The following is a 26048-nucleotide window of genomic DNA, read 5'->3' on the forward strand; positions in this document are numbered from 1 at the left end:
TCCCTCACGAGGAAATAAGGCTGACGATGGGGAGCTGGCGAACGGGGGCGTTCGTCAGCTTTCGCCACGCATTGGCGACCGCCGGTCCTATGGGCGGCACGCCGGGTTCGCCGACACCGGTCGGGCTTTCCGCCGACTTGATGATCTCCACCGCGACGTCGGGCATCTCGTTGATGCGGATCGACCGATAGTCGTGGAAATTCGACTGCATGATCTTTCCGCCCTTGCCGAGCATGACCGCATCGAAGAGCACGGCGCCTAACCCGTAGCCGATACCGCCCTCCATCTGCGCCTTGATGATGTTGGGATTGACCGCGACGCCGCAATCGACCGCGCACCAGACCTTGTGCACGCGCGGCGCGCCATCGGAGCCGACCGAGACTTCCGCCACCTGGGCGACGAACGAACCGAAGCTTTCGACGACCGCAACACCGCGCGCCCGTCCCTCCGGTGGCGTCGCCCCCCAATCGGCCATCTCCGCCGCCTTGCGCAGCACGCCGGCGTGGCGCGAGTCTTTGTCGAGAAGCGCCAGCCGCCCTTCCACCGAGTCGCGGCCCACGCGGGTCAGCAACTCGTCGACGAAGGTTTCCACCGCAAAGCCGGTATGGGTATGGCCGACCGAGCGCCACCAGAGCGGCGGGATCGGCAGCGTAATGTTGTGCGAGGTGACCTTGAGGTTGGGAATCTGGTAGGGGAGGTTGGACGCGCCCTCTACCGACGTCGAATCGAGGTCGGCCTTGGCCATGATCGACTGGCCGACGATTATCTGCTCCCAGGCGGTGATCCGCCCTTCCGCGTCGATCGCCCCGCGCATCCTGTGGGCATACATCGGGCGGTAGAAGCCGCCCTGGATGTCGTCTTCCCGGGTCCACATATGCTTGAGCGGCCGGTCGCCGCCGATTGCGGCATAGACCATCGCCGCCTCCTGCATATAGGGCGAGCCGAACTGCGCCTTGCGGCCGAAACTGCCGCCGGCGAGCTGGGTGTTCACGCGGACTTTCGTTTCGTCGAGCTTTAGGATCTCGGCCGCCACCTGCTGGTCGAAGCCGGGAAACTGCGCGCCGTTATAGATGTCGACCGAACCGTCCGCCGCCTTGATGAACACCGCATCGAGCGGCTCCATCGGAGCATGCGCGAGGAAGGGAAAGACAATGTCCGCCTCGATGGTCTGGAGCCCCTCCTGCTGGAAGGCCGTCGTGACATTGCCGGTATTCGTCGCCTCGATGCCGGGCTTGGCAAACTGGCGGGCATATTCGGCGGCGAGTTCGCTGGAGGAGCGGGTTTCCGCCTTGCTGAGATCCCATTCGATTTTGAGCGCGTCACGGCCCTTCAGGGCGGTGAAGGTGTTGTCGGCGTAGACGGCAATCCCCTGCGGGATCTGCTTGACGTCGACCACGCCCTTGATCTTGCGTGCCTCGCTGTCATCGAAGGATTTTACCGTGGCGCCGAAATGCTTGGGGTGGGCGACCACGGCGATCAGCAGGTTGTCCGGCGTGATGTCCAGCGTGAAGATCGCCGTGCCATTGATCTTCTCGCGGGTGTCGAGTTTGGGCAGGTCGGTGCCGATCAGCACGAAGTCCTTGGGCTCCTTCAGTGCCGGATCCTCCGGCACCACCTGTCCCTTGGCCTTTTCCGCGAAGGCGCCAAAGCCGCTTTCCTTGCCGGATGCGGCGTGCCGCATGCGGCCCTTTTCGACCGTGATCTCGGTCGCCGGCACGTTCCATTCCTGTGCTGCCGCGGCAACCAGCATTGCCCGCGCCGTGGCGCCGGCCTTGCGCATCTGCTCATAGGCATTGGCGATCGAGCTCGATCCGCCGGTGCCTTGCAGCCCGAAAGCGAGATTTGCATAGATCTTGTTGTCGGTCGGCGAATGGACCGCGCGCATCTGGCTCCAGTCGGCGTCGAGTTCCTCGGCCACCAGCGTGGCGAGCCCCGTGAACGGCCCCTGGCCGAATTCGATATGCTTCGAGAGGATGGTCACGGTATCGTCCGTGCCGATCTTCACGAAGGCGTTGAGGGGGAGAAGCTCCGGGCTTCCGCCGGCAGGCGTGCCGGTCGGTGAGGCCCGCAGGACCTTCGGTGCAATTGCAACGCCGATGACGAGGCCAACGCCGGCGAGGAAACCGCGGCGCGTGGATGGGATTTCATGGATAGTCATGGCTCAACCCTCCATCGCGTCGGCAGCGTTGTGGATCGCCGCTCGAATGCGATGATAGGTGGCACATCGACAGATATTTCCGGTCATGGCGCCGTCGATCTCGTCGTCGCTCGGTTTCGGCACCATCTGTAGGAGGGCGACAGCCGACATGATCTGCCCGGATTGACAGTAGCCGCATTGCGGTACGTCGAGACCGGCCCAGGCGGTCTGGATGGCCTCGGCCTCCTTGCCGGAGATGCCTTCGATCGTCACGACGTCGGAGCCTTCGATCGTTGCGATCGGGGTGATGCAGGAGCGGCGTGTCATGCCGTCCAGATGCACCGTGCAGGCGCCGCACTGCGCGACGCCGCAGCCATATTTCGTGCCGGTCAGTTTCTCGAAATCGCGGATCACCCAGAGAAGCGGCGTGTCTGGGTCTCCGGTGAACGAGCGTTGTTTTCCATTGAGGGTGAAGGTCACCATGTCCATGCATCCTTCCAGCAGGGAGCCGCGGGGCGGGGCTCATATTTAAAAGAGGTATGGCGTCAGTCGACGATGGAAAGGGACTGACGGAAGAGGCAATCAAACCAGTCAATCGGCATAGTATCGGCCGATCAAATCAAATGCGTGTGACGCGAGGGGCAGGGGTGAGGCCGCGACCCCGACGCGGTCGAACGCGCAGGATCGATATTTGTTCCTGAAGGCCGGGCCGCTGCTTCCTTGATTATGACAGGGAATTGCTGGATTCAGTTGTAACAATTGTAATATTTAACGGAGTATGAATTAGTGAGTGGCAAAATAAACAGGATTTACGAAGCCCTGATCGAGGGCGCGGAGACCGGTTTGTCGGGTGACGAACTGTTCAAGCATGTGGCGAGCCACTGTCCCAATGCGAGCAGCAAGAAGATCGTGAAGGCCTCGCTTCTTGCCCTTTCTGACCCGGACCTGAAGGACGCCAATATCCTTCAGGTCGTCTATGCGCTGGCGATCAAGCACCGGCTGGACCCCGTGTCCAAGGGCGACCTGGAAGACACGGAAGAGCCGTCGGCCGACAAGGCTCAAATCAAAGAGCGCAAACAAGCATGAGGCTCTGAGCCGGCGGAGGCGATGCCGGCTCCTTCACCGCCGCGCCAGATTGGCGTGCCAAACCGGGCTGACATGCTCGAAATCCAGCGCTTTTGCGTTGCCTTGCATCAACTCCAGCACCCGCGGCGGCGTCAGCGGCAGCTCCGCCACCGGCCTTCCCGTCGCGCGCGCAACGGCGCAGGCGATGGTGGCGCCGACATTCAGGATCGGTATTTCGCCCGCACCCTTGGCACCCAGCGGACCGATCGATGGCGCGCCCTCGTGCAGCACGATCTCGACCGGCAGCACGTCTTGCGCGAGTGGCAGGAGATAGTGCTCGAAGCCGGATTGCTCCATGGAGCCGCGGTCGTCGATCGTGATGTTTTCGTGCAGCGCATAGCCCAGGCCTTGGGTGACGCCGCCCTGGATCTGGCTCCTGATCGCACGCGGGTTGATGGCGACGCCGACATCCTGGACCACCCTATAGCTCAAGACGTCGACATGGCCCGTATCCGGATCGACGGCGACTTCGCAGTCGTGCACGGTGAAGATCGGGATATCGATGGCATCGATGAAGTGGCCTGCCGCGCAACCGGGCAGGGATGGTACGCCGGGCGCGGTAAAGTTGCCCGTGCCGGACATGGGGCCGAAGAGTTCCTCGGCATGCTGGACGACTGCCGCGATCGTCATGCCGCTGCCGGGACGGCCGGCGATCTCGACGCGCCCGCCCCGGAGCGCCAGGCCCGATGGCGGCGTTTGCAGCATTTCGGAGGCGATCTCCAGGATCTGCTCGCGGATCTTCTCCGCGGCCATCTTGCTGGCGGAGCCGATGGAGACCGTGGTGCGACCGCCGCCGACACCGAGATCGCGGCCGGAAGCGTCGGTATCGGCGGTCTTGACAATCACGTCCGCGGGATGAATGCCGAGGATCCCTGCCACGATCTGCGGCAGCGACTGGACCATCGTGCCGGACCCGATCTCGACGCCGGAGGTGACGAGCGTCGCGGAGCCGTCCGCATTGAGGTTGATGGTTGCCGCCGACGGGCCGACAAAGACGAACCAGGTGCCGACCGTGGTGGCGCGCCCGTAGAGCCGGCCATCGGCCGCCTCCCGCCTGTCCGCGCCGGCGCTGATCGTCCCCATCCGCTCCAGCATGGGCCGCAGCACGTCGCCCTGGAAGACCTGTCCCGTGGCGCCAATATCGCCATCGCCGAGCACGTTTCGCTTGCGGAAATCCATGGGGTCCATGCCGATCGCCGCGCAGATATTGTCGGTGTGGCGTTCAAGAAAGAAGGTGTTGTAGACGCCGTTGCAGGCGCGGAAGGCGCCGTTCGGTGGCGTGTTGGTATAGACCGCGCGGCTGTTGAGTTTTACCGCGCCCAGCCGGTAGTTGCCGCCGAGCGTGTGGGCGGTCATGGTGGAGAGGAAAATCTGCTCACCGCCATAGGCGCCGCAATCCATCAGCACGGTCGCCTCCCGGCCGACGATTTTTCCATCGGGTGTGACGGCGGAGCGGATGCGGACCTCGGCATTTTCGCGGCAGAGGCAGGAGAGGAATTCCTCCTCTCGCGAATTGCAGAGCGAGACGGTTTTCCCGGTTTTCCGCGCGAGAAGGGCCGCGACCGGCTCGATGGTGCAGTCGAATTTCAAGCCGAACCCGCCGCCGACGGCGGGCACCGTGACGCGGACGCGCGAGGCGGCAACGCCCAGCACCTTGGCCGTCACGTTGCGCACCGTCCAGGGCACTTGGGTCGAGCACTGGATGTGAAACCGGCCGTCTTCGTAGCTGGCGATGGCGCAGCGCGGCTCGAAAGGCAAATGGCTCTGGCGGCCGACGCGGAAACAGTCGTCGACGACGGTGACGTCCGGGCGGGCGAAGGCCGCGTCCGTATCCCCTCGCGTGACATGGGCTTCCCAGGCGACGTTGCCGGCGCGGGGCGCGCCCTCCTTCAGGAGTTCGTAGCGCTGCCAATCCGGGTGGATGAGGGGCGCGTGTTCGCCCAAGGCTTCGGCCATAGTCAAGACTGCGGGCAGGGGCTCGGTCCTCACCACGACGGCTCTCGCGGCGGCGCGTGCGATCTCCAGCGTGTCGGCCGCGATCGCAGCGATCGGCTCGCCGTGATAGCGGATGAGGTCGCTTGCAAACAGCGGGTGGTCGGCCACGCCGATGCCATGCAGGCCCGGCGCATCCGCATGGGTGACGATCGCCCGCACGCCCTTCATCGCCAGCGCCTCCGAGCAGTCGATTTCCAGAATGCGGGCGGATGCTACGTCGGAGCGCACCTGCACGGCGTGCAGCATGTCCGCGCCGATATTGTCGATCGTATAGCGGGTGCGGCCGGTGAGTTTGTCCTGCGCATCGCGCCGGGGCAGGTCCATCACAACGGAGGCGAGATCGGTCACAGCGTTCATCGGCCGGATACCTTTCGCATGTCCTGGACCGACAGGACGGCATCGACGATGCGCTCGTACCCGGTGCATCGACAGATATTCCCCAAAAGTGCCGCCTTCACCTCGCCCCGGCTGGGCGCAGGATTGGTTTCGAGAAACGCCGTCAGCGTCATCACCATGCCGGGAAAACACATGCCGCATTGCACTACGTCATGGTTGATGAAGGCCTGCTGTACCGGGTTGGGCGTCTCGAAATGAGCAAGGCCCTCGACGGTGACGATGCTGCGGCCATCGAGCATGCCGATAGGCCTGAGGCAGGACGGAATGGCCTCGCCATCGACCAGGACGGTGCAGGCGCCGCAAAAGCCTTCGCGACAAACCGCCTTGGCGCCCGTCAGGCGACAGCTGTCGCGCAGCACATCCAGCAGCGCCGTCCGAGGATCGGCTGTGACCGTGCGGAGTTCTCCGTTGATGGTCAGTTCGATGGTCATGATGCCCTCGTTTCGTGATCGGCCCGGATGGTTTCAAAGGCGCGGCGCAAGAGCACGGGCAGGATGCTCGTGCGATACCAGCCAGGCGCATCGACGGCATCGCGGCCGGTGAAATCGCCAATGAGGTCTCGTGCCGCCGTTTCCGCAAGCGCGGGGTCCATGGGCTGGCCTTCCAGCGCCTGCTCCATATTTGGCCAGCGGCGAGGGGCGATCTCCACGGCGCCGACGCCGATGCGTGCATCACGAATCCTACCCTTGTCGTCGACCGCTACGGAGACGCTGGCGATGGCACAGGGATAATCGCCCGCCTTGCGCATCGGGAGACGCTCATGGGCGCTCAGCCGTGCGGTTCGCGGAACGATGATGCGGGTCACGAGCCAGGGCCGTTCGCGGCTTTTCCGGCTTTCCAGAAAGGCCAGCACCGGCAGCCACTCCAGCCCCGCCTTGTCGCGCACCTCGATCTGGGCGTCGAGGCTCAGGAGAGCCGGCGCGAAATCGGAGGCGGCGAAGGCGGCGGTGCAGATATTGCCGCCGATCGTCGCGATGCGCCGGACACCGGGATTGGCGGAGCGGGCGCTCGCCCGCTTCAGCGCCTCGAGATCCGCTGTCGGCGGGAGTTTCTGCGCCAGCGCGTCATGGGTGGCGAGCGGGCCGATCGATACTGTTTCATCAGTGACGTCGATGCGCTGAAAACCCTCGATGCCGGAGAGGGCGACATAGACCGGCGCCATCGCCTCGTGCCGCAGCGGGCTTCGCATCACCCAGGTGGCCCCGGCAACGAGGATGGCGTCAGGCCCGGCGGCGGCAAGATCGTTCAGCGCTTCGTCGACCGATCGCGGGAAGGTCATCCTTGGTCGTGATGGTTCCGTCAGCATGGCCAGTTCACCCGTTTCGTTTTGCAAAAAGGTAGCCGGGTGATGGACGGCCGCATGCAGGAAAGCGCACGATTTCATGGAGGAAAGCGCGATGTCATTGCCGTGAGAAGATTTGCGCGCGCCGGCATCCTTTGTTACCCTTCGATCCTGGCTCCCCAACGGAGGATGGCGGATAGATGGCACCGGGCGCGGGTCGATCGATCGATGATGGTCTCGCCGATTGGCAGCAGAGGGTTTCTGCGGCCTATTTTCCGCTCGTCACCGAGGGACGCCGGGGGAAGAATTTTCGCGGGCGACTGGATATCTGGCAGCTCGGCCTCGTCAGCGCCACGCGCATCGATTGCGACGCGGTGCTCTATCGCCGGACAGCCCATCACCTGCGCGAGGAGCGGGAAAGCGCCTTCCTGATCTCCATCCCGGGATCGGCCGAGGTGACGTTCCACCAGAGCGCGCGCCAGACGCAGTGTCGGCCCGGTGGCTTCGTCATCGAGCGCAGCGACGCGCCCTACGAATATTGGCACGAGACACCGGACGTGCAGTGGGTGGCGAAAATCCCGCGTGACAGCGTGCGGGCGCGCATCGGCTCCTTCGAAAAATTCCTCGGCCTGAGCATGGATGCCCGCTCGGGCATCGCCTCCTATTTCCTGTCGGGCCTGTCCTCGGCCGTCACCCATGCGGATGCGATGGACGAGGCTGCGCGGGCGCTTGCGGGCGAACACCTGATCGAGGTTCTCTGTCTGGCGCTGCTTGCCGGCGAGCGGGCGCTCGACAGTTCGGAATCGGCCGTCCGCCGTGCGCATCTCCACCGCGCGGAAACCTTCATCCGCAAGAACCTCAAGAATCCCGGTCTTTCGGCGGGCATGGTCGCGGAGGCGTGCGGTATTTCAATGCGCTATTTGCAACAGCTTTTCGAAGGCACGGGCTTCACCGCCAGCGGCTATATCCGCGAATGCCGGCTGGTGCGCTCGGACGAGGACCTGCGCCGCGGCGCCGATACGATCACCACGATCGCCTATCGGTGGGGGTTTTCCGACCAGGCTCAGTTCAGCCGCCACTATCGTGCCCGCTTCGGCCTCACGCCGAGCGAGACGCGTCACGGCGTCGCCGCTTCTTCGATCAGCCAGTTGATGAAATAGCCGACCTCTGCAGTTTCGCGTTTCGACTCGGCGCAGATGCAATAGTAGTTGTGCACGGCCGGCACGCTGAGCTGCAACGGCTGCACGAGGCGGCCTTCATCGAGATCGCGGGCGGACACGACTTCGTCACTGAGCGCGACGCCAAAACCGTCTCGCGCCGCTTGAAGGACGATGCCGAAATCGTCGAAATAGACATCCGACTCGCCCATATAGGCGATGCCGGCCTCGGCCTGCCAGCGGCGCCATTGCGAGCCGTCATCCTCGTGCAGCAGCCGGTGATAGGCGAGGTCGGAGGGCTGGCGGATGGCGTTCGGCCCGCGCAGGAGCTGCGGGCTGCAAACCGGCGTCATATGGATGCCGTGCAGCAGGCGCCACCAGAAGCCCGGCCACGGCGGCACGCCATAGACGATCGCAACGTCCGTCTTGCGCCAGTCGACGCCGTGGAAATGGCTGGAGGTGACGACCTTCAACTGGAAACTCGGGCTTTCCGCCATGAAGGTGAACAGCCTTGTGGCAAGCCAGGCGACGCCGTGCACCTGTGGGATGGAGATGGTCAGGGACTGCCGCGCCGCGCCGCCATATCTATGCGCCGAGAGCTGGCGCACGCCGGTGTGGATTGATTCCATGGCGCTTGCCACCGAGCGCTGGAGCTGGCTTCCGCTCGGTGTCAAAGCCAATTGCCGGCCGCGTTTCTGAAAGAGGTCGACGCCGAGTGACACCTGGAGCGCGCGGATCTGCTGGCTGACGGCACCCGGCGTCACATGCAGCTCCGCCGCCGCAGCACTCACATTGCCGAGCCGCGCGACGCTTTCGAAGACGCGGAAGGCATGAAGGGGTGGTAGCGCCATCGGTTTCTTCCCTCAATTGACGTTCAACGGATCAGGCATTCTGCTCACGCCCCGGCCGCAACTGCTCGACCACCCGGTCGGCGAGCGCGCGCAGGACGGGGTCGTTCGCCCGGTCGACGGGGCAGACGATATAATATTCCCGCGCCGCATTGATCGTGGTGGAGAACGGCTGGATGAGCCGCCCCTCGCTCAGATAGTTTCGCGTGAGCACATCCGAAACCAGCGCCACGCCGCGGCCCTGGACGGCCGAGGCGATCGCCTGCGCCACCGAATTCACCCGCACGCGGGTATTACCCTCAAGGCCGATGCGCGCGGCAACCGACCATTTTGCCCATTCCCCGCCATCATCTTCATGCAGCAGCGCGACGGAGCTCAGTTTCCTGTCGCGATTGCGCAGGTCGAGCCGCGGAAACAATGTCGGCGAGCACACGGCGCAGAGCCGGACCTCGCTGAGCGAGCGCCAGTATTTTCCGGTGAAGGGCGGATTGTCGTAGACGACTGCCAGGTCATTTTCCTGCCAATCCACCTCCGCGGCGGTGATCGCCTCGTTGATGGTGAGATTGGCGATGCCGTGCGATTGCGCGAAATCGACGATCGTCGCCGTCAGCCAGGCGATCCCGAGTGCGGTCGGCACGGAGACCGACAGGGAGGCGGGCTGGTCGCCGGCGGTTATTTTCCGCGATGCCCGCGTCGCCGTGCCGAGCTGCCCGAGCGATATGGCGACGGCCTGCGAAAAATCCTTGCCCGCCTGCGTAAGGGCGACATTCCGGCCCGACTTCTGGAACAGGATGATGCCCGTCGCATCGCTCAGCTTCTTCAGCTGCAACGAAATCGCGCTCGGGCTGAGGTTCAATTCTTCCGCCGCATGCCGCACCCCGCCAAGGCGCGCGGTCGCTTCGAAAGCGGGCAGATATTGCAGGTAGGGCGGGAGGCGGCTCATCTCGATATCCGATTGATCGTTTAGCTTTATAGAACGATATAGGTGATTTTAAATTGATTTTTTCAAACTGTTAAGAGTGCTATCCCATCGACAAAGAGGAGCGTGTTCATGATCTCGGCAAAACCATTCGACTACCCCTATGACGGCAATCTCGATGCGCGCAAAACGGCGCTGATCGTCATCGACCTGCAAGAGGATTTCCTCTCCACCACGGGGTATTTCGCCCTGCAGGGTTATGATCCCGCACCGCTGCGCGCGATCCTTCCCGCGGTGAACCAGCTCATCACCGCCTGCCGCGAGGCGGGCATCCAGATCATCCACACGCGGCAGGGTTATCGCGGGGACCTCGCGGACATGACGCCTTATGAAAAATGGCGCCGGCAGCGGTCGGGCCTTGAGGGCACCACCGCGCTGCTGCGCTCCAGCCCCGGTTTTCAGATCGTTCCGGAACTCGACGTGCGCCCGCAGGACATCATCGTCGACAAGACCTGCAACGGCGCCTTCACCTACACCGATTTCGAGCATGTTTTGCGCGCGCAGGGCATCACCCATCTACTGTTCACCGGCTGCACGACGGATGTCTGCGTTCACACCACGCTGCGCGAAGCCTGCGACCGGAATTTCCAGTGCCTGACCATCTCCGACGCCTGCGCCAGCGGCGATCAATATGCCCACGAGGCCGCCCTCCACATGGTTACCGTCGAGAACGGTATTTTTGGCGCGCTCACCGATACGGCGGCGGTGCTCGAAGGCCTGAAAAAGCTGGGAAACTCCCCGAAATGAGCGAGACCCAGAAATACGTTTCCCTGATGCGCCTCACGCAGAAGGGCCTCGCCGAGCTGACCGACAGCGCCAAGCGCCGGAAGGTCAGCGAGGATCGCGTGGCCGCGCTCGGCGGGCGGTCGATCGCCTTTTACGCCCTGCTCGGAACCTATGATTTCATGCAGGTTTTCGAAATGCCAAGCAATGAAGCGATGATGCAATACGTGCTCACGGCGCGCCGAGATGGCCATGTCGAGCCGCTCATTCTGCCCGCATTCGATACCGAGATTTACGGCCAGATCCTCCGCGCAGTCGGCTAGCCAAATCGTTTAGTTTTTCTGCGAATTTGCAGCGAAAACATTTAGCTTGTCTGCAAAAGGCCTTCGTATACGACTTCAAAAAACGTCAATGCAAGAAGCCAAAAACAAGGGAACACGACCATGATGAAGGCAAAACTGGGAACGAAAACGTCTCTTCTGGCAGGCACCATGCTTGCCGTCCTGCTCGGCGCAGGCACTGCTCTTTCCGCCGATCAGAAGCCCGATTTCGTATCAGGCGGCGTCCTGAAAGTCTGCACCAGCGGCGAATTCCCGCCGATGGAATATTATGAAAATCCCGGCGACAAGGATCTCGTCGGTTTCGAGATCGACGTCATCGACGCGATCGCCAAGGGATGGGGCGCGAAGGCGGAATATGTCGTCGGCGACTTCAAGGGCCTGCTGCCGTCGCTTGATTCCAAGCGCTGCGACCTGGTCGCGAGCGGCATCCTGATCACGCCGGCCCGCCTCGAAAAATACGATGGCATTCCGTATTTCAGCTCGCATATCGTGATGGTCACCGCGGCGAGCGACACGGAGACGAAAGTCCCCGCCGATGTCAGCGGCAAGGTGATGGCGATCGAAGCCGGCACGTCCTACGAAAAGATGGTCGCCGATCTCAATGCGGAGCTGGAAGCCGCCGGCAAGGCGCCGATCCAGGCGCAGACCTATCCGTCCGCCTCCGGTGTCATCGAGCAGATCCTGGTCGGCCGCGCCACCGCGACGATCACGCAGGATACGACAGCCGCCTACCGCATGCTCCAGGTGCCCGGCCGGCTGGCCATTCCCTATACCTACGAGCAAAGCGAAAACTACGGCATCTACCTGCGCAAGAGCGATGGCGACCGGCAGATGTTGAAGGAAGCGATCGAGGCTTTGCAGGCAAGCGGCGAGATGAAGACGCTGCTTGAGAAATGGAAGTTGCCGGAAACCGCGACCGACGTTTCCCACGACGTCAACTGACGATAGGCGGTCTGCGTTGTTCCAGCTCGACCTCTTCCTGCAGGCGATCTTCAGTGCCCCCCTTTTCAAGGGGGCACTGCTGACGATCGGCCTCTCGCTCTGCGTCATGGCCGTGTCCCTCGTGCTCGGCATGGGGCTCGGCTCCATGGCGGGCTCGCCGCGCCGCTCCGTCCGGTGGCTGGTGACGCTCTATGTCTGGCTGTTCCGCGGCGCACCCGCACTGCTCGTGCTTTTGTTCGTGTGGAACGGCCTGCCGCAGATCTCCGAAATCTTTCGCGCCGGCTGGTTCACGCCCTTCGTCGCGGCCTTTCTCGCGCTGTCGCTGATCCAGATCGCCTATCTGGCGGAAATCCTGCGCAGTGCCTTTGCCGCCGTGGGACGAGGGCAGCAGGAGGGCGCTGCTGCGCTCGGTATGCATCGCTGGCAGATTTTCCTGGTCATCACCATGCCGCAGGCGCTGCGGATCGCGGTTCCTTCGTTGATGAACGAGTTCATCTCGTTGTTGAAGACCACGTCGCTTGCGACCGTGATCTCGCTCAAGGAGCTGATGACCGTCTCGCAGTTTGCGATCGCCACGAGCTTCCGGTTCCTCGAATGGTATGGCGCAGCGCTCGTTTACTACCTCGTCATCGTCTCGGTGCTGACGCTCGCCCAGAACCGCATCGAACATGTGCTTTCGCGCGGCTATCGCTGATCGCCGCAAACCCACGGGTCGGATATGAACACGCAAACCGCAATTCAGGTTGCCGGCGTCAACAAATGGTACGGCGCCTTCCAGGTCCTCAAGAGCATCGATCTTACCGTGCACAAGGGCGAACGCATCGTCATCTGCGGCCCGTCCGGCTCCGGTAAATCGACGCTGATCCGCTGCATGAACCGTCTGGAGGTCCACCAGGAAGGTTCGATCATCGTCAACGGCATCGAGCTCACCAGCCAGCTCAAGCGCATCGACCGCGTGCGAAGCGATGTCGGCATGGTCTTCCAGCACTTCAACCTGTTCCCGCATCTGACGGTTCTGGAAAACTGCACGGTTGCCCAGCGCTGGGTGCGCAAGCTGCCGAAGAAGCAGGCGACCGAGATCGCGATGAAATATCTGGAACGCGTGCACATTCCGGAAAAGGCCGACAAATATCCCGGCCAGCTTTCCGGCGGCCAGCAGCAGCGCGTCGCCATCGCGCGTGCCCTTTGCATGAACCCGAGCATCATGCTGTTCGACGAGCCCACCTCGGCGCTTGACCCCGAAATGGTCAAGGAAGTGCTGGACACAATGATCTCGCTTGCCGCCGATGGCATGACGATGGTCTGCGTCACCCACGAAATGAATTTCGCGCGCGAGGTCGCCAGCGAAGTGGTCTTCATGGATGGCGGCCAGATCATCGAGCGCAACAAGCCGGACATCCTGTTTTCCGCGCCGACGCACGAGCGCACGAAGCGCTTCCTCGGCAAGCTGCTGCATTGAGCGAGGCCATCGTGAAGAATACGGACTGGTTTTTAAAGGAAGCGATCTCGGATCGGCTCACCCGGATCTGCGAGCCGCATGTCCACAAATTCTTCCGGGCCAACATGTTCCACATTGTCGGCCGGGACGCCGACCTCGTCGTCGATTTCGGCATGGGCCTCGCCAACCTCAGAAGCGAGCTGCACATCCCTTCAGGTAAACCCGTCTTCGCCGTGGCAACGCACGTCCACGTCGATCATGTTGGCTCCTTCCACGAATTCGAGACGCGGTTAGGCCACGAGGCGGAAGCCGAGGCCTTCGCGCGCATGCCGGATGCGGACACGCTGGCCGACTATTTTCGCACGCAGCCGGACGCCCTGACCGCGGTGCCCCCCACGGGCGTGACGCCGGAAGCGTACAAAATTCCACCCGCACCGCTCACCACGACCCTGGCGGAGAACGACGTCGTCGACATCGGCGACGCCTGTTACACAGTCCTGCATCTTCCCGGTCACTCTCCAGGCTCCATCGGCCTGCTAGACCAGAAGACCGGCACATTTTTCAGCGGCGACGCGATCTACCAGGGCGGCCTCGTGGACGACCTGCCGGGATGCGACAGGGGCGTTTACCGCGAGACGATGGCGCGGCTGTCAGATCTCGATGTCCATGTGGTCCACGGCGGCCATGGCGCGGAGCTCGGTATGAGCCGCATGCAGGAAATTGCGCGGGACTATCTTGCCGCAACGTCCGCCGCAGACTGATGCAAACCTTCCCTCATCAGTGCCGTTCCGCTGAAAAAGCGGCATGGTCCTTATCATGCAGGGCGAAACGGTCGAGCATATGTGCGCTCGCCTCGTTGGCGCCGATCACCGAGACATCGACGCCCTGCCGGCGATATTTGAGCACGACCTTGTCGAGTGCGCCGACCGCAGTGATGTCCCACAGATGGGCCTCCGTGACGTCGATCGTAACCTTTCGCAGCGGCTCGGCGAAGTCGAAGGCCGCCGTGAAACTTTCCGCGGAGGCGAAGAAGACCTGGCCTGCCACGTGGTAGGTGCGTTCGGTTTCGTCCACATTCAGCACTGAACGGACGCGGAAGAGTTTTGCCACCTTGCCGGCAAAGAACACGCCGGACAGCAGCACGCCGACGAGCACGCCCTTGGCCAGATCATGCGTACCGACCACGGTTGCCACCGTCGCCAGCATGACGATGGAGGAGGGCAGCGGATTGCGGCGGAGATCCAGGATCGACCGCCAGGAGAAGGTGCCGATCGAGACCATGATCATCACGGCAACGAGCGCCGCCATCGGGATGATGCGAACGAGGTCGTCCAGAACGAGGATCAGGAACAACAGGAAGGCGCCGGCCACGAAGGTGGACAGGCGTCCGCGTCCGCCCGAGCTGACATTGATCACCGACTGGCCGATCATCGCGCAACCTCCCATGCCGCCGATCAGGCCGGAGGCGATATTGCTTGCGCCTTGCCCGATGCATTCCTGGCTCTTGGAACTGGGCGTATCCGTCATGTCGTCAACGATCTGCGCGGTCAGCAGCGATTCGAGCAGGCCGACGGCCGCGAGCGCCACCGAATAGGGGAAGATGATCTGCAAGGTCTCGAAGGTCAGCGGCACCTGCGGCAGCGCGAAGACCGGCAGCGCAGAGGGTAGCGCGCCGAGATCGCCGACGGTTCGGATGTCCATGCCGCCCCAATAGGCGAGGCCGGTAAGCACCAGGATCGCCACGAGCGGCGAGGGGATGGCCTTGGTGAGGTAGGGAAAGAGATAGATGATCGCGAGGCCGGCCGCGATCATCGCATAGGTCAGGCCCGGCACGCCGATGAGCTCCGGCAATTGCGCCATGAAGATAAGGATCGCCAGCGCATTGACGAAGCCCGTGATGACCGAGCGAGAGACGAAGCGCATCACGCGCCCGAGTTTCAGGAAGCCGGCCGCGATCTGGATGAGCCCCATCAGAAGCGTGGCGGCAAAGAGATATTGGAGGCCGTGCTCCTTGACGAGCGTGACCATGAGCACCGCGGTCGCTGCCGTCGCCGCCGAAATCATGCCCGGCCGGCCGCCGAGGAAGGCGGAAACGCAGGCGATGGCAAAGGAGGCAAAGAGCCCGACCATTGGATCGACGCCGGCGATGACGGAAAAACCGATGGCTTCGGGAATGAGCGCAAGCGCCACAACGATGCCGGAGAGAATATCGGCGCGGATGTTCGAGAACCACTCGCGCTTGTAGGTCGTCAGATTGAACATGGAAATTCCGCAAGAGTAGCATCCAGGCCGGAGGGCATCCGGCATGTGAACTGGTTTGATGCTTTTGCGTTGTCTGGCGGATCGGCGGCCAGAAGAGCCACCCGGAGTTTCACCGGGTCCGTGGTGAGTGGGCTCGTTATATAAGAGGCTGCGCGCGGGTCAACGGTGATTTGTACACTGTTGACCCGCGTACCCGTTCAGCCGAACGTCACGAGATTGAGCGCCGGCAGCCTCGGCTGACCGGCAAAGGCGGTCATGGCTCGCGATAGAGGATCATGCCCCCATGGTGCAGCACGCCGTCGATGAAGTCGCCGTCCGCGGTGAAGCCCGTATCGTCCCAATAGTCGATATGGTTGCCGGTCACGGCATAACGCCCCTGATAGGCGCTCTTGCGCGCGCCGCGCGCTTCGTCATAGCGGGCGTTGGGCCGCAGTTCGTGGCGGACGTGGCCGTCTTCGGTGACCCACATGCCGACATAGGGATGCGTTTGCGTATTCATGTTCGCCTCTGCGGAGGTGTGATGGAAAAGCGCTGAAGCGAGCGTCGCTCCAGCGAGATGGAGGAGGGAGCGGCGGCGCATCAGGGCGCCGCCTTCGTCGGCCGCACGACGATCTCGTTGACGTCGACATCATCCGGCTGCTCGATGGCGAAGCGCACGGCACGGCCGATGGCGTCCGGCTGGAGCGCAATGGCGCGGTAGGTCTTCATGGCCTCGGCCGCCACCGGATCGGTGATGGTGCCGGCAAGTTCGCTTTCCACGACGCCGGGATGGATGCAGGTGACGCGGATGTCGTCCCGCTCCTGGCGCAAGCCGTCCGAGATGGCGCGCACGGCATATTTGGTGGCGCAGTAGACCGCCGCGGTGGGCGATACCGCCAAAGCACCGATCGAGGCGATGTTGATCACATGGCCCGCACCGCGCGCGGTCATTTCGGGCAGCACGGCCGCGATGCCGTAAAGCACGCCCTTGATGTTGACGTCGACCATCTGGTCCCACTCGTCGACCTTCAGGGAGGCCATCAGCGACAGCGGCATGACGCCGGCATTGTTGACGATCACGTCGATCCGGCCGTAAGCGGCGCGTGCCGCCTGGACGAAGGCGACGAAATCCGCGCGGTCCGTCACATCGAGCCGGCGGGTTTCGACGGTCCCGCCCTTGGCTCTGATCTCGTCGGCAAGGTCCGACAGGCGATCGGTTCGGCGCGCGCCGAGCATGAGCTTCATGCCGGCCGCGCCCAGTTCACGGGCTATGCCGGCGCCGATGCCGCTGGAGGCGCCGGTGATGAGAACGACTTTGGACATTTTGATTTCCTTTCCGATTACGCTCGAAAGGCGTTCGAGCGTTGGAAGGAAATTTAGCGATCATCCATTGTCGCGATAAGTCATCCAGTGATTTCCATGTTGGGAAGATTTTCTAACCAATTCGTTTTGCTTGAATGCGTTTGCGTCTCAGAAAGCCATCGGCACTTACGAAAGAAAAGCCGCCATGAAGAGCAGCATGGCGGCGCTGAGCAGCAGGCCTACGGCCAGGTTTACGAGGGGACGGGCTTCGAACGTCGCCTTTCGATAGGGAAGGTGGGCGTGCTTGTTCTTATCCATGTCGCTACTCCTGTTAAGTGCACAGGATGTACGAACGCGGCCCCTGCTTCAGTAGGTGGGCGAATGTGAGCAGTGTGGTTAGATTTCTTGAACAATCAGTCCGGTCAACGGAGGTTTTGCACGTGCCTGACCAGGGCGCGCAGCTTCGGGGCGACGTTGCGGCGGCTTGGATAATAGAGGTAGAAACCCGGGAAACCGGCGCAGAAATCCCCCAGGATGGGAATGAGTTCGCCGCGCTCGATTGCGGCGCGATAACTCTCCTGCATGCCGAAACTGATCCCGGCTCCGGCGATGGCGAGTTTGATCATCAGGGCCATGTCGTTGGTGGTGATTTCGGGTGAGACGGCGACGCTGAAATCCTTGCCGTCCTCCGTGAATTCCCAGCGATATGGCGCCGCCTTCGGCGCCGGCCGCCAGCCGATGCAGCGGAAATCGGGAAGCTCGCGCGGGTGGGCGGGGAGCCCGAACCGGTCGCGAAAAGCCGGCGCGCAGACGGCGATCTGCCGCTCTTCGCCGGCAATCGGCACGGCAATCATGTCCTGCTCGATCACCTCGCCGAGCCGCACGCCGGCGTCGTATCCGGCCGCGACAATATCGAATTCCTCGTCGGTCACGGTGATGTCGAGCTGGATTTCCGGGTTTTCCTCGGCAAAGGCCGCCAGCATGTCGCCGGAGAGAAAGCGGTCGGCGATCGATGAAACGGCCAGCCGCAATTGCCCGCGCGGCGGGCCGCGCAGGTTCACGGTCACCTCGACCGCCGCGCGCATGTCGGCGATGGCCGGCGCCACTTCATTGTAAAGCCGTTCCCCCGCTTCCGTCAGGTTGACGCTGCGCGTGGTGCGCTGGACGAGCGCTATGCCGAGCGTCCCCTCCAGCCGCGCGATCGTCTGGCTGACCGCGGAGCGGGAGACGCCCAGACGGTCTGCCGCCGCACGAAAATTCTTCTCTTCGGCGACCAGGGCGAAGATCGCGAGCGCATTGAAATCGGCGTCCATTGGTTAGCAGTTCTTTCCATGGAAGAAAGGAATGGCAAACTTATCACAACAATGGCGCGCGTCTATCCTCGTGGTCATGGCAACCAATGATCGGAGAAAGACGACGATGACATTTCTTTCCAGCATTTCACTCGCCGGCGCCACGATCGCGCTGTCCCTTGGCGGGCCGGCGGCAGTCGCCGTCGCCGAAACGACCGAACGCCGCCTGCAGCGCGGCGAGGCCGTGATTCGGGACCTGAACCTCGGGGCCCCGCAGCCCACGCTGGAGCGCATGCGGCAGGAATTTCCGTTCTTAGCGGAAGCGACGCAGGCCTATGCGCTCGGCGATGTGTGGTCGCGGCCCGGGCTCGACAACCGGACGCGCCAGATCGCCGCCGTCGCCGCGTTCGCCGCCATGGGCGAGACGGCCTTCATGAAGATCCACGCCCAATACGCCCTCAACATCGGCGTCTCCGAGGATGAGCTCAAGGAGGTCGTCTACATGATCACGGTCCCGGCCGGTTTCCCACGCGCCATTGCCGCCTCGCAGGTGTTGTCGGATCTGTTTGCAGAGCGCGCGGCATCGGGCGAGCAGCCGGACGGTGACGGAAAATGACCTGCGTCTCTGGGTTTGCCGTCTAGACAATCTCTCGATCCAACCCCCTCCTCGAACCCGCGGCAAAACTGCGCTAGATTAGCGGTCCTGCGCATTCGTTGCGCAGGGGAGGCATCGCGGTTGGGAGGTGGTGATGGATTATGCCCATAAGTTCGCGCCGGTCTCTGGGGAAGAGGGGATCGTCGCCTCGAGCGCCTATACGGCCGGCCGGCGCGTTGCCGATATCGCCATCGAGGAGGCCGGGGAGTGGGCGGCCAAGGATGGCCATGTCGTGTGGATCGGTCTGCTGGAGCCGAGCCGGGAGCTTCTGCTGCGCGTCCAGGCGCAGTTCAACCTGCATGACCTCGCGATCGAGGATGCCGAGCACCCGCACCAGCGGCCCAAGCTGGAGCAATATGGCGATGCGCTGTTCATCGTCGCGCGCACCGCGCAATTGATCGAGCGGCGCGTCATCTTCGGCGAAACGCATCTTTTCGTCGGCAAGGGCTATATCGTCAGCGTGCGGCACGGTCCGTCGACCTCCTACGCCTCCGTCCGCCAGCATTGGGAAAGCTGCCCGCATTCGCTGGCCAAGGGCGAGGATTTTGTCCTCTACGCCATTCTCGATTTCATCGTCGACAACTACATGCCGGTGCTGGAGCAACTTGAATATGAGGTCGAGGAGATCGAGGACAAGGTGCTGGTCCGGCCGATGACGGCCACCGATATCGAGCGGCTCTACATGATGCGCCGCGACCTCCTACGGCTGCGCAACGCCGCCCTTCCGCTGGTCGAGGTCTGCCGGCGGCTGACGAGCGCCGACCTGCCGCAGATCCAGGCGGCCATGCACCCGCTGTTTCGTGACGTGACCGATCACATCCGCACGGTGCAGGAAAAGATCGACAGCCTGCGCGAGGTTCTGGCCTTCGCCTTCGAGGCGAGCCTGCTGGTCGGCCAGAGCCAGGAAACGGCGATCTCCAAGAAGCTCGCCTCCTGGGCGGCGATCCTCGCCGTGCCGACCGCGCTTGCCGGCATCTACGGCATGAATTTCAACGACATGCCGGAGCTGCGGATGGAATACGGTTATCCGATGGTGCTCAGCGCCATCATTGCCACCTGTACCTTCCTCTACTGGCGGTTCCGCAAGAACGGCTGGCTTTGAACCGCCAATAAGAAGGCCGGCGCGATATCGATCGCGCCGCCCCTCGTGTCTCTCCTCAGAACTCGTCCCAGCCCGCCTCCGCGGCCGGAGCGGCGCTGCCGCCACCGAAGGCGCTGGTCAGCTTGCCGACCATGCGCTTGGCCGGGGAGGCGACGTGGAATGATGCGGTATTCGCCACCTTCAGGTGCGGGCGGGTGGGCGCCGGTGCAAAGCCCCGGCCGGCGCCGGACGTAGCCGCGGTGCCGAGCTGGAACTGGCCGACCAGTTCACGCAATCTGTCAGCTTCCGTCGCCAATGATGCGCTTGCGGCCGTCGACTGTTCGACCATGGCGGCATTCTGCTGCGTCGTCTGGTCCATCTGGTTGACGGCGGAGTTGACCTCGACAAGGCCGACCGACTGTTCGCGCGCCGAGGTCGCGATGGCGTCGAGCTGGGCGTTGATGTCGTTGACGTGCTGGCCGATCACCTTCAGCGCCTCGCCGGTTTCCGTCACGAGACGCACGCCGCCCTCAACCTCGCCGGCAGAGTTCCGGATCAGCTCCTTGATTTCCTTGGCCGCCTGGGCGGAGCGCTGGGCGAGTTCGCGCACTTCCTGCGCGACCACCGCGAAGCCCTTGCCGGCCTCGCCGGCGCGCGCCGCTTCGACGCCTGCATTCAGCGCGAGCAGGTTGGTCTGGAAGGCGATCTCGTCGATGACGCCGATGATGTTGGAAATCTGGCCGGACGACCCCTCGATGCGCTGCATCGCAGTCACCGCCTCGGAGACGACCTTGGCCGAGTGATGTGCGGCGGCATTGGCCTCCGAGGCCTTGCTGCGGGCCTCTTCGGCGCGCCTGGAGGACTGGGAGACATTGGCGGTGATCTCGTCGAGTGCTGCGGCGGTCTCCTCCAGGGCGGCCGCCTGCTGCTCCGTGCGGCGCGACAGGTCGTTGGCGGCCTGGCTCAGCTCGCGTGAGCCGCTGTCGATCGAGACGGTGGTTTCCGAAACCGCCTGGAGCGTGGTGCGAAGCTGGCCGACGGCGGCGTTGAAATCCTGGCGCAGGCTCTCGAATTCCTCCGAGAAGGCTTGCGTCAGCTCGAAGCCGAGGTCGCCGCTGGCCATGCGCTTCAGGCCCTCGGCAATTCCGCCGGTCGCTTGCGTCATCGCGGCGGCGCGCACGCGATCGACTTCCGTGTTGCGTTCGCGCTCGGCCTCGGCAGCGGTGCGCTCTGCCGCGGAGCTCGCTTCCAGCGCGCGGGTGCGCAGGCCGTTGTCCTTGAAGACCTGCACGGCGCGCGCCATGCCGCCGATTTCGTCACGGCGTTCCGTTTCGGCAACCGTCGCGGAGAGATCGCCATCGGCGAGCGTCGCCATGGTGGCAGACAGGGCGTTCAGCGGGCGGGCGATCCAGGCGCGCACGGCGAAGAAGCCGGCGATCATGATGCCGATGAGGCCGGCGATGACGCCGATGATGGTCGTCACGATGGTCGAGCGCGACATCTCGCCGAGGTCGGCCCTGCGGGCGTTTGCGATATCGGTGATGACTGTGATTTCGTCCGTCAGCTTCGCGATAGTTGCGGTGAAGACGGGTTGGCAGGTCGTCCGGAACTCGGCCTGCGCGCGTGCGGTATCCGCGTCGCCGGTTGCGGCGGCGATCAGGGGGGCACATATCGTGTTTAGGGCGTTCAGCCCTTCGTCCTTTAGGACCTTGAAGCTCGTTCTGGACGGCATGGCCGCGCTCGCCAAATCTATCTGCTGGACGAAGAAGCCTTTGCTCAACTCGATATCGGCAAGTGCTGCCTTTCTGGCCTCCTCCGTGTGGGCCAGCAGCAGATCCGCGATGCCGGAGCGGATGGATACAAGGCTGCGGCTGGTGCGAGCAAGCGTCAGGGCAGCGGTGGATTCCTGTTCCAGCAGCGCCGTGTAGGAGGTGTTGATCAGGGACAGTCTGGAGCTGCTGTAGGCGATGACGCCGGCCACGAAGAGGCCGAAGGCGCAGAGGATGACAAGGAACTTGCTGATGATCGGGATATTTCGCATGGGCGCTCGCCTATCGTGGAGGAACTGCACCGGGATACGAGGAGATCGTTAGATTTCGCTTAAATTTTTTAAATATTGCATGCAATTACTGAATGACAATAATTTGTGGACGGTTTGACGCCGCGATCAAGTCCGCCATCTAGCGCCCATCAAAAACGTCGCCAGAACACAGCACAGCAGGCCAAGCGACAGTGGCAGTCCCTGATGGCCGACCAGTTGCATCGCCAGTCCTGTCGCCGGTGAGCCGACGATGCCGCCCATGCCCCAGGCGAAGGCGAAGGCCGCGTTGCCGGCGATCAGGGCCTGGCCCGTGAACCGCTCGCCGAGTTGGATCAGCGCCATGGTGTAGATGCCGAACGAGACGCCGCCCCAGACGAAGATGAGCGGCCAGATGAGCGGCGCGTTGAAGAGCAGCGGCAGCAGTGCGCAGCCGGTGAGCGAAGCCAGGACGCAGAAGACCATGGTCCGCGTCGAGCCGAACCGCTCGGCGATGCGCCCGAGAACAATCTGCAGCACGGCATTGCCTGCAACGAAACAGGTGATGAGCGACGCGGTGCGCTCCTCGGCGCTGGCGAGTGCCGCGCCATAGACCGCGAACAGGGACAACAGGACCTGCTCGAAGGCGGCGGCCGTAAAAACGGCGAACAGCAGCAGCGGCGCCAGTGCGAAGAAGCCGCCGACCGATGTCGCCTCGCCCTCCTGCGGCATTTTCGGCAGGCGCGGCACGACGGCGAGCATGATGGCGCCGCAGACAAGGAAGGCGACGATGCCGATGAGGAAGGGCGGCCAGCCCTCGGCGCCGACCAGGCCAAGCGAGAGCGGGCCGATGGCGAAGCCGCCCGAAACGATCGACGAATAGAGGCCCATGATGCGACCGCGCCGGGAGGCCGGTGTGATCGAGAGCAGCCAGGTCTCGCTGATCACGGAAAGCGGATTGGCGAAGAAGCCGAGCAGGAAGCGCAGCGGCATCCAGGCCCAGACGTCCTGCGTGAGCGCAATCGCGACGAGGATGAGTGCGGCCAGCACCGAACAAAGGATCGCGAGCCCCGCCCCGCCCGCGCGCAACACCAGCACCGGAATGAAGGGCGCGGAGACGATGAAGCCCAGCGGCGTCATCGCCGCCGACAGGCCGATCAGGCCGGATGTCGTGCCCTGCCGCTCCAGTATGAAGCTGAGCAGCGGATAGGTCAGTCCCTGCGCCACCGCAAACACCGTGACGGTCGCGATGATGCCGGCCATCGCGGCCCAGGGGATCCGGTCTTCTTGCGATGCCGTCGTGCAGGCTTGCTGATCCGATGTCATTGCAGCATTCGCCTCACACCTGCCAGAAGGGCTTGGCGATCTCCGCCTCGACCTGTCGCTTCGTCAGGCCGATATCGTCGATCAAATGCGGACTGGCCTTGAATTTTCGCGCAAGGTCCCGGCGAAAGCGTTGCCGCGCGTCCCACATCGTCATCACCTCACGCAGTGTCGCGAGGCTGTGGCGCCAGTTCGATACGTCCACCGAATTCGCAGAAAGAATATGGCTCATGGCAGCCTCCTTTGGCCCGAAAGAGGCTGAATTCTGTCGGATGCAGACAGCGCCGTAATTAAGCCCTCCCAAAAAGTTCTCAAAAACATCCAAACCGATTATAGATGCGCCGCATGCAGGGATCGCGTTTTGCCTTTGGTCCGTTCGTGCTTGATCCGGCGGCGGGAACGCTCCTTCGGGACGACGAGCCCGTTGCCGTCGGCCATCGCGGGGTCATGCTGCTGGCGGCGCTCGTCGCCCGGCCCGGCGAAATCCTCGACAAGGCCGCGTTGATGGATGCGGCGTGGCCGGGCATGGCCGTCGAGGAAGGCAACCTCACCGTCCAGATTTCGCAATTGCGCAAGCTGCTCGGCACGGCTGCCGACGGCGGTGAGTGGATCGCCACCGTGCCCCGCATCGGCTACCGCTTCACGGGCGCCGTCGAACAGCACGTCAGCACGAAGCGAAAACCTCTGCCGCTGCCCGACAAACCATCGATCGCCGTGCTGCCCTTCGTCAATCTCAGCAACGATCCCGAGCAGGACTCCTTTGCGGACGGCTTGACTGAAGATCTGATCACCGACCTGTCGAGGACCGCCGGCCTGTTCGTCATCGCCCGCAACTCGGCCTTCGCCTACAAGGGCAAGACGATGGACGTGCGCGCCATCGCCGAGGATCTTGGCGTGCGCTACCTGCTGGAGGGCAGCGCAAGGCGGGCGGCGGGGCAGGTGCGCATCAACGCCCAGCTTGTCGATGCGGTGAGTGGCGATCATCTCTGGGCGGAACGGTTTGACCGCGGGCTGGACGATATCTTTGCCGTTCAGGACGAGGTGACGGCGAAGATCGTGGAGGCGCTGCTCGGCCGGCTGCAAGCATCGCCGCCGCGCAATCGGCCCAAGAATATCGACGCCTACGACCTCTGCGTGCGGGCGCGCAAGCTGATGGACGACACGCCGCAATCGGCACGCGAAGCGCATCTGATGCTGACGCGCGCGATCTCTCTCGATCCGGACTATGCCGAGCCCTATCGCTGGCTGGCCATGAACCATTGGATGGGATGGGTGCATAGCGGAGGGCCGACGGAACCGAACCGTGACATCGCGATGGAACTGGCGCGCAAGGCCGTCCAGATGGACCCCAACGATGCCGGCTGCCGCTGGGTCCTGGCCTACCTGCTCGCCTATGAGCGAAGCTTTGCCGAGGCGGATGCGGAATTCGCCAAGGCGATCGCGCTCGACCCGAACGAGGCCGACACCTTTGCCGCATTGTCCGATATCGCGGTCCTGGCAGGTCGCGTCGGGGAGGGCTTTGAGCACATCCGCAAGGCATTCCGGCTGAACCCGTTTCCGGCAAGCTGGTACTACTTGACGCTCGGACAGGCATTATATGCGGCCGGCGACTACGAAGCCGCCGTCGAGACGCTCCGTCGGGACGAGACCTACCGCACAAGCTCCCGCCGCTTCCTGGCGGCAAGCCTCGCCCAACTCGGCCGGCTGGACGAGGCGCGCGCCGAGGCCGAACTGTTCCTCGTCGGCAACCCCGGTTTCACGACCCGCCACTGGGCCGCGACCGAGCCGTTCCGCGACGCCGCGACGCTTGCGCATTTCGTCGACGGTTATCGCAAGGCCGGCCTTCCGGAGTGACCCGAGATCTCGGTGCATAAGGCCGAACACCAGATAGGAAGAGAAAAGCCGGCAGCCCCTTAGAGAGGCTGCCGGCAATCCAAGTTGGACGTTCCGCAAACTTAAGGACTTGCGGGCGCCAATCGGCTCATTACTCCGAGAGAGCCCGTGCAGCCGCATCGATCACGTCGGCAACCTTTTCCGGCTGCGAGGCGAAGACGGCGTGGCTGGCTTTGATTTCGGTGACGGTGCTGCCGGCGCGTTTGGCCATGTCGCGTTCGAGGTCGGGGTTGATCGAGCGGTCTTCGGTGGCAACGATCGCCCAGCTTTTTTTGTCTTTCCAGGCAGGATCGCCGGCCTTTGCGGAGAAGGCTTCCTTCGCGGCGAAGACCTGGGACCGGGCGAGGAAGGCCGTTTCGTCCTTCGGCAGGTCGGCGGCAAAATCGTTGGGGAAGGCCACGGGGTCGATGTAGAGGAACTTGCCGTCCTTCGTTTCGCGGATGTTCATGCCGCTCGCCGGCTTCGAGCTTGCGAGGCTGAGCAGGCTCTCGCCCTTGTCCGGCTGGAAGGCTGCGACATAGACGAGGCCGGCGACCTTGTCGTCATGGCCCGCCTCGGTGATGACGATGCCGCCGTAGCTGTGGCCGACGAGCAGGGTCGGCCCGTCTTGTAGGTCGAGCACGCGCTGGGTGGCCGCGACGTCGTCCGCCAGTGAGGTGATCGGCTGCTGCACGATCGTGACGTTGAAGCCGCGGCGGGTGAGGATGTCCGTCGCCTTGCGCCAGCCGGAGCCGTCGGCGAGCGCACCGTGCACGATGACGATGTTCTTCACCTCGGCGGCCTGCGCCGCAAAGGCGATGACGCTGGTGGCGAAAGCGAGGGCGAGGGTCGAGAGGATGTTGCGGGTCATGGTTTTCTCCTGTGGTTTAAGGGTGTTTGGG

The 26048-nt window shown here is 63.6% G+C and carries 27 protein-coding genes and 1 other annotated feature; of the genes, 11 read left to right on the top strand and 16 right to left on the bottom strand.

What is annotated here, in order from left to right:
* Positions 1-4 precede the first annotated feature (4 nt).
* Positions 5-2158, bottom strand: coding sequence for a molybdopterin cofactor-binding domain-containing protein (locus J2Y63_RS02075; protein ID WP_435264697.1), 2154 nt, complete (start codon positions 2156-2158; stop codon positions 5-7).
* A gap of 3 nt (positions 2159-2161) precedes the next feature.
* A complete protein-coding gene (locus J2Y63_RS02080) occupies positions 2162-2620 on the bottom strand; it encodes a (2Fe-2S)-binding protein (RefSeq protein WP_256114845.1) in 459 nt (152 codons plus the stop codon).
* 303 nt (positions 2621-2923) lie between these two features.
* Here J2Y63_RS02080 and J2Y63_RS02085 point away from each other — a divergent pair, with 303 nt between their 5' ends.
* Positions 2924-3223: a hypothetical protein gene (locus tag J2Y63_RS02085; protein ID WP_256114844.1), complete on the top strand. Its 300-nt coding sequence runs from the start codon at positions 2924-2926 to the stop codon at positions 3221-3223.
* Between the two features lie 33 nt (positions 3224-3256).
* Here the strand turns inward: J2Y63_RS02085 and J2Y63_RS02090 are convergent, their stop codons facing one another.
* Genes J2Y63_RS02090 through J2Y63_RS02100 form a run of 3 tightly spaced genes read right to left on the bottom strand, consistent with a single transcriptional unit; the run spans position 3257 to position 6932 of the window.
* Positions 3257-5614 carry a xanthine dehydrogenase family protein molybdopterin-binding subunit gene (locus J2Y63_RS02090; RefSeq protein WP_435264698.1) on the bottom strand — a complete coding sequence of 786 codons (2358 nt, stop codon included), beginning with the start codon at positions 5612-5614 and terminating at the stop codon, positions 3257-3259.
* Entirely contained in the window at positions 5611-6084 is a 474-nt protein-coding gene (locus tag J2Y63_RS02095; RefSeq protein ID WP_435264699.1) for a (2Fe-2S)-binding protein, read from the bottom strand. The genes J2Y63_RS02090 and J2Y63_RS02095 overlap by 4 nt, the downstream gene beginning before the upstream one ends.
* Positions 6081-6932: an FAD binding domain-containing protein gene (locus J2Y63_RS02100; protein ID WP_435264700.1), complete on the bottom strand. Its 852-nt coding sequence runs from the start codon at positions 6930-6932 to the stop codon at positions 6081-6083. Before J2Y63_RS02100 ends, J2Y63_RS02095 begins: the two co-directional genes overlap by 4 nt.
* 203 nt (positions 6933-7135) lie before the next feature.
* On the opposite strand from J2Y63_RS02100, the gene J2Y63_RS02105 reads away from it, so the two are divergent.
* The gene (locus tag J2Y63_RS02105; protein ID WP_435264701.1) at positions 7136-8095 is read left to right on the top strand and encodes a helix-turn-helix domain-containing protein; all 960 of its coding nucleotides are present in this window, start codon (positions 7136-7138) and stop codon (positions 8093-8095) included.
* Here the strand turns inward: J2Y63_RS02105 and J2Y63_RS02110 are convergent.
* Together J2Y63_RS02110 and J2Y63_RS02115 are read right to left on the bottom strand one after the other, a co-directional pair.
* Entirely contained in the window at positions 8053-8943 is an 891-nt protein-coding gene (locus J2Y63_RS02110) for a LysR substrate-binding domain-containing protein (RefSeq protein WP_435264702.1), read from the bottom strand. The two genes, J2Y63_RS02105 and J2Y63_RS02110, sit on opposite strands and share 43 nt — an antisense overlap.
* Before the next feature lie 31 nt (positions 8944-8974).
* Entirely contained in the window at positions 8975-9883 is a 909-nt protein-coding gene (locus J2Y63_RS02115; RefSeq protein ID WP_435264703.1) for a LysR substrate-binding domain-containing protein, read from the bottom strand.
* Between the two features lie 108 nt (positions 9884-9991).
* On the opposite strand from J2Y63_RS02115, the gene J2Y63_RS02120 reads away from it, so the two are divergent.
* The 6 genes from J2Y63_RS02120 (at position 9992) to J2Y63_RS02145 (ending at position 14124) form a co-directional block, all read left to right on the top strand.
* A complete protein-coding gene (locus J2Y63_RS02120; RefSeq protein ID WP_435264704.1) occupies positions 9992-10666 on the top strand; it encodes a cysteine hydrolase family protein in 675 nt (224 codons plus the stop codon).
* Positions 10663-10965, top strand: coding sequence for a GYD domain-containing protein (locus J2Y63_RS02125; protein ID WP_435264705.1), 303 nt, complete (start codon positions 10663-10665; stop codon positions 10963-10965). The genes J2Y63_RS02120 and J2Y63_RS02125 overlap by 4 nt, the downstream gene beginning before the upstream one ends.
* A gap of 120 nt (positions 10966-11085) precedes the next feature.
* Positions 11086-11925, top strand: a complete 840-nt coding sequence (locus tag J2Y63_RS02130; RefSeq protein ID WP_435264706.1) for a transporter substrate-binding domain-containing protein — start codon at positions 11086-11088, stop codon at positions 11923-11925.
* Between the two features lie 16 nt (positions 11926-11941).
* Entirely contained in the window at positions 11942-12619 is a 678-nt protein-coding gene (locus J2Y63_RS02135) for an amino acid ABC transporter permease (RefSeq protein ID WP_435264707.1), read from the top strand.
* A gap of 24 nt (positions 12620-12643) precedes the next feature.
* A complete protein-coding gene (locus J2Y63_RS02140) occupies positions 12644-13384 on the top strand; it encodes an amino acid ABC transporter ATP-binding protein (protein WP_435264708.1) in 741 nt (246 codons plus the stop codon).
* On the top strand, positions 13381-14124 hold the full coding sequence (locus tag J2Y63_RS02145) for an MBL fold metallo-hydrolase (RefSeq protein WP_435264709.1): 744 nt from the start codon (positions 13381-13383) through the stop codon (positions 14122-14124). Before J2Y63_RS02140 ends, J2Y63_RS02145 begins: the two co-directional genes overlap by 4 nt.
* Before the next feature lie 16 nt (positions 14125-14140).
* On the opposite strand, the gene J2Y63_RS02150 is transcribed toward J2Y63_RS02145, so the two are convergent.
* The 5 genes from J2Y63_RS02150 to J2Y63_RS02170 all read right to left on the bottom strand — a co-directional run bounded on the left by J2Y63_RS02150 (position 14141) and on the right by J2Y63_RS02170 (position 18219).
* The gene (locus J2Y63_RS02150; protein ID WP_435264710.1) at positions 14141-15625 is read right to left on the bottom strand and encodes a SulP family inorganic anion transporter; all 1485 of its coding nucleotides are present in this window, start codon (positions 15623-15625) and stop codon (positions 14141-14143) included.
* Positions 15626-15692: 67 nt separating this feature from the next.
* Positions 15693-15748, bottom strand: a sequence feature (sul1 is cis-regulatory element that is thought to sense ions involved in sulfur or methionine metabolism; They are found in Alphaproteobacteria).
* Between the two features lie 130 nt (positions 15749-15878).
* Positions 15879-16205 (bottom strand): Atu4866 domain-containing protein, encoded by a 327-nt coding sequence (locus tag J2Y63_RS02155; RefSeq protein ID WP_435264711.1) that lies wholly within the window; start codon positions 16203-16205, stop codon positions 15879-15881.
* Positions 16205-16933, bottom strand: coding sequence for an SDR family oxidoreductase (locus tag J2Y63_RS02160; RefSeq protein WP_435265030.1), 729 nt, complete (start codon positions 16931-16933; stop codon positions 16205-16207). Before J2Y63_RS02160 ends, J2Y63_RS02155 begins: the two co-directional genes overlap by 1 nt.
* A 159-nt stretch (positions 16934-17092) precedes the next feature.
* Positions 17093-17224: a hypothetical protein gene (locus J2Y63_RS02165; RefSeq protein WP_256114827.1), complete on the bottom strand. Its 132-nt coding sequence runs from the start codon at positions 17222-17224 to the stop codon at positions 17093-17095.
* 104 nt (positions 17225-17328) lie between these two features.
* The gene (locus J2Y63_RS02170) at positions 17329-18219 is read right to left on the bottom strand and encodes a LysR family transcriptional regulator (protein ID WP_435264712.1); all 891 of its coding nucleotides are present in this window, start codon (positions 18217-18219) and stop codon (positions 17329-17331) included.
* 106 nt (positions 18220-18325) lie between these two features.
* Here J2Y63_RS02170 and J2Y63_RS02175 point away from each other — a divergent pair, with 106 nt between their 5' ends.
* Both J2Y63_RS02175 and J2Y63_RS02180 read left to right on the top strand, forming a co-directional pair.
* Entirely contained in the window at positions 18326-18814 is a 489-nt protein-coding gene (locus J2Y63_RS02175; protein WP_435264713.1) for a carboxymuconolactone decarboxylase family protein, read from the top strand.
* A 133-nt stretch (positions 18815-18947) separates the two neighbouring features.
* Positions 18948-19955, top strand: coding sequence for a magnesium and cobalt transport protein CorA (locus J2Y63_RS02180; RefSeq protein WP_435264714.1), 1008 nt, complete (start codon positions 18948-18950; stop codon positions 19953-19955).
* A gap of 55 nt (positions 19956-20010) precedes the next feature.
* Here the strand turns inward: J2Y63_RS02180 and J2Y63_RS02185 are convergent, their stop codons facing one another.
* From J2Y63_RS02185 to J2Y63_RS02195, 3 genes are all read right to left on the bottom strand, one after another.
* A complete protein-coding gene (locus J2Y63_RS02185) occupies positions 20011-21975 on the bottom strand; it encodes a methyl-accepting chemotaxis protein (RefSeq protein ID WP_435264715.1) in 1965 nt (654 codons plus the stop codon).
* 126 nt (positions 21976-22101) lie between these two features.
* Entirely contained in the window at positions 22102-23277 is a 1176-nt protein-coding gene (locus tag J2Y63_RS02190; protein WP_435264716.1) for an MFS transporter, read from the bottom strand.
* 13 nt (positions 23278-23290) lie between these two features.
* Positions 23291-23506 (bottom strand): DUF1127 domain-containing protein, encoded by a 216-nt coding sequence (locus tag J2Y63_RS02195; RefSeq protein WP_435264717.1) that lies wholly within the window; start codon positions 23504-23506, stop codon positions 23291-23293.
* A 113-nt stretch (positions 23507-23619) separates the two neighbouring features.
* On the opposite strand from J2Y63_RS02195, the gene J2Y63_RS02200 reads away from it, so the two are divergent.
* On the top strand, positions 23620-25128 hold the full coding sequence (locus J2Y63_RS02200; RefSeq protein ID WP_435264718.1) for a winged helix-turn-helix domain-containing tetratricopeptide repeat protein: 1509 nt from the start codon (positions 23620-23622) through the stop codon (positions 25126-25128).
* A gap of 130 nt (positions 25129-25258) precedes the next feature.
* On the opposite strand, the gene J2Y63_RS02205 is transcribed toward J2Y63_RS02200, so the two are convergent.
* Positions 25259-26017 (bottom strand): alpha/beta fold hydrolase, encoded by a 759-nt coding sequence (locus tag J2Y63_RS02205; protein ID WP_435264719.1) that lies wholly within the window; start codon positions 26015-26017, stop codon positions 25259-25261.
* Positions 26018-26048 lie beyond the last annotated feature (31 nt).

The sequence above is a fragment of the Shinella sp. BE166 genome, assembly GCF_051201095.1.
GTDB lineage: Bacteria > Pseudomonadota > Alphaproteobacteria > Rhizobiales > Rhizobiaceae > Shinella > Shinella lacus.

Excerpts from the sequence above, each read along its gene's own strand:
- J2Y63_RS02075 (WP_435264697.1), bottom strand. The coding sequence starts at position 2,158 with ATGACTATCCATGAAATCCCATCCACGCGCCGCGGTTTCCTCGCCGGC.
- J2Y63_RS02080 (WP_256114845.1), bottom strand. The coding sequence starts at position 2,620 with ATGGTGACCTTCACCCTCAATGGAAAACAACGCTCGTTCACCGGAGAC.
- J2Y63_RS02090 (WP_435264698.1), bottom strand. The coding sequence starts at position 5,614 with ATGAACGCTGTGACCGATCTCGCCTCCGTTGTGATGGACCTGCCCCGG.
- J2Y63_RS02095 (WP_435264699.1), bottom strand. The coding sequence starts at position 6,084 with ATGACCATCGAACTGACCATCAACGGAGAACTCCGCACGGTCACAGCC.
- J2Y63_RS02100 (WP_435264700.1), bottom strand. The coding sequence starts at position 6,932 with ATGACCTTCCCGCGATCGGTCGACGAAGCGCTGAACGATCTTGCCGCC.
- J2Y63_RS02105 (WP_435264701.1), top strand. The coding sequence starts at position 7,136 with ATGGCACCGGGCGCGGGTCGATCGATCGATGATGGTCTCGCCGATTGG.
- J2Y63_RS02110 (WP_435264702.1), bottom strand. The coding sequence starts at position 8,943 with ATGGCGCTACCACCCCTTCATGCCTTCCGCGTCTTCGAAAGCGTCGCG.
- J2Y63_RS02115 (WP_435264703.1), bottom strand. The coding sequence starts at position 9,883 with ATGAGCCGCCTCCCGCCCTACCTGCAATATCTGCCCGCTTTCGAAGCG.
- J2Y63_RS02120 (WP_435264704.1), top strand. The coding sequence starts at position 9,992 with ATGATCTCGGCAAAACCATTCGACTACCCCTATGACGGCAATCTCGAT.
- J2Y63_RS02125 (WP_435264705.1), top strand. The coding sequence starts at position 10,663 with ATGAGCGAGACCCAGAAATACGTTTCCCTGATGCGCCTCACGCAGAAG.
- J2Y63_RS02130 (WP_435264706.1), top strand. The coding sequence starts at position 11,086 with ATGATGAAGGCAAAACTGGGAACGAAAACGTCTCTTCTGGCAGGCACC.
- J2Y63_RS02140 (WP_435264708.1), top strand. The coding sequence starts at position 12,644 with ATGAACACGCAAACCGCAATTCAGGTTGCCGGCGTCAACAAATGGTAC.
- J2Y63_RS02150 (WP_435264710.1), bottom strand. The coding sequence starts at position 15,625 with ATGTTCAATCTGACGACCTACAAGCGCGAGTGGTTCTCGAACATCCGC.
- J2Y63_RS02155 (WP_435264711.1), bottom strand. The coding sequence starts at position 16,205 with ATGCGCCGCCGCTCCCTCCTCCATCTCGCTGGAGCGACGCTCGCTTCA.
- J2Y63_RS02165 (WP_256114827.1), bottom strand. The coding sequence starts at position 17,224 with ATGGATAAGAACAAGCACGCCCACCTTCCCTATCGAAAGGCGACGTTC.
- J2Y63_RS02170 (WP_435264712.1), bottom strand. The coding sequence starts at position 18,219 with ATGGACGCCGATTTCAATGCGCTCGCGATCTTCGCCCTGGTCGCCGAA.
- J2Y63_RS02175 (WP_435264713.1), top strand. The coding sequence starts at position 18,326 with ATGACATTTCTTTCCAGCATTTCACTCGCCGGCGCCACGATCGCGCTG.
- J2Y63_RS02180 (WP_435264714.1), top strand. The coding sequence starts at position 18,948 with ATGGATTATGCCCATAAGTTCGCGCCGGTCTCTGGGGAAGAGGGGATC.
- J2Y63_RS02185 (WP_435264715.1), bottom strand. The coding sequence starts at position 21,975 with ATGCGAAATATCCCGATCATCAGCAAGTTCCTTGTCATCCTCTGCGCC.
- J2Y63_RS02190 (WP_435264716.1), bottom strand. The coding sequence starts at position 23,277 with ATGACATCGGATCAGCAAGCCTGCACGACGGCATCGCAAGAAGACCGG.
- J2Y63_RS02195 (WP_435264717.1), bottom strand. The coding sequence starts at position 23,506 with ATGAGCCATATTCTTTCTGCGAATTCGGTGGACGTATCGAACTGGCGC.
- J2Y63_RS02200 (WP_435264718.1), top strand. The coding sequence starts at position 23,620 with ATGCAGGGATCGCGTTTTGCCTTTGGTCCGTTCGTGCTTGATCCGGCG.
- J2Y63_RS02205 (WP_435264719.1), bottom strand. The coding sequence starts at position 26,017 with ATGACCCGCAACATCCTCTCGACCCTCGCCCTCGCTTTCGCCACCAGC.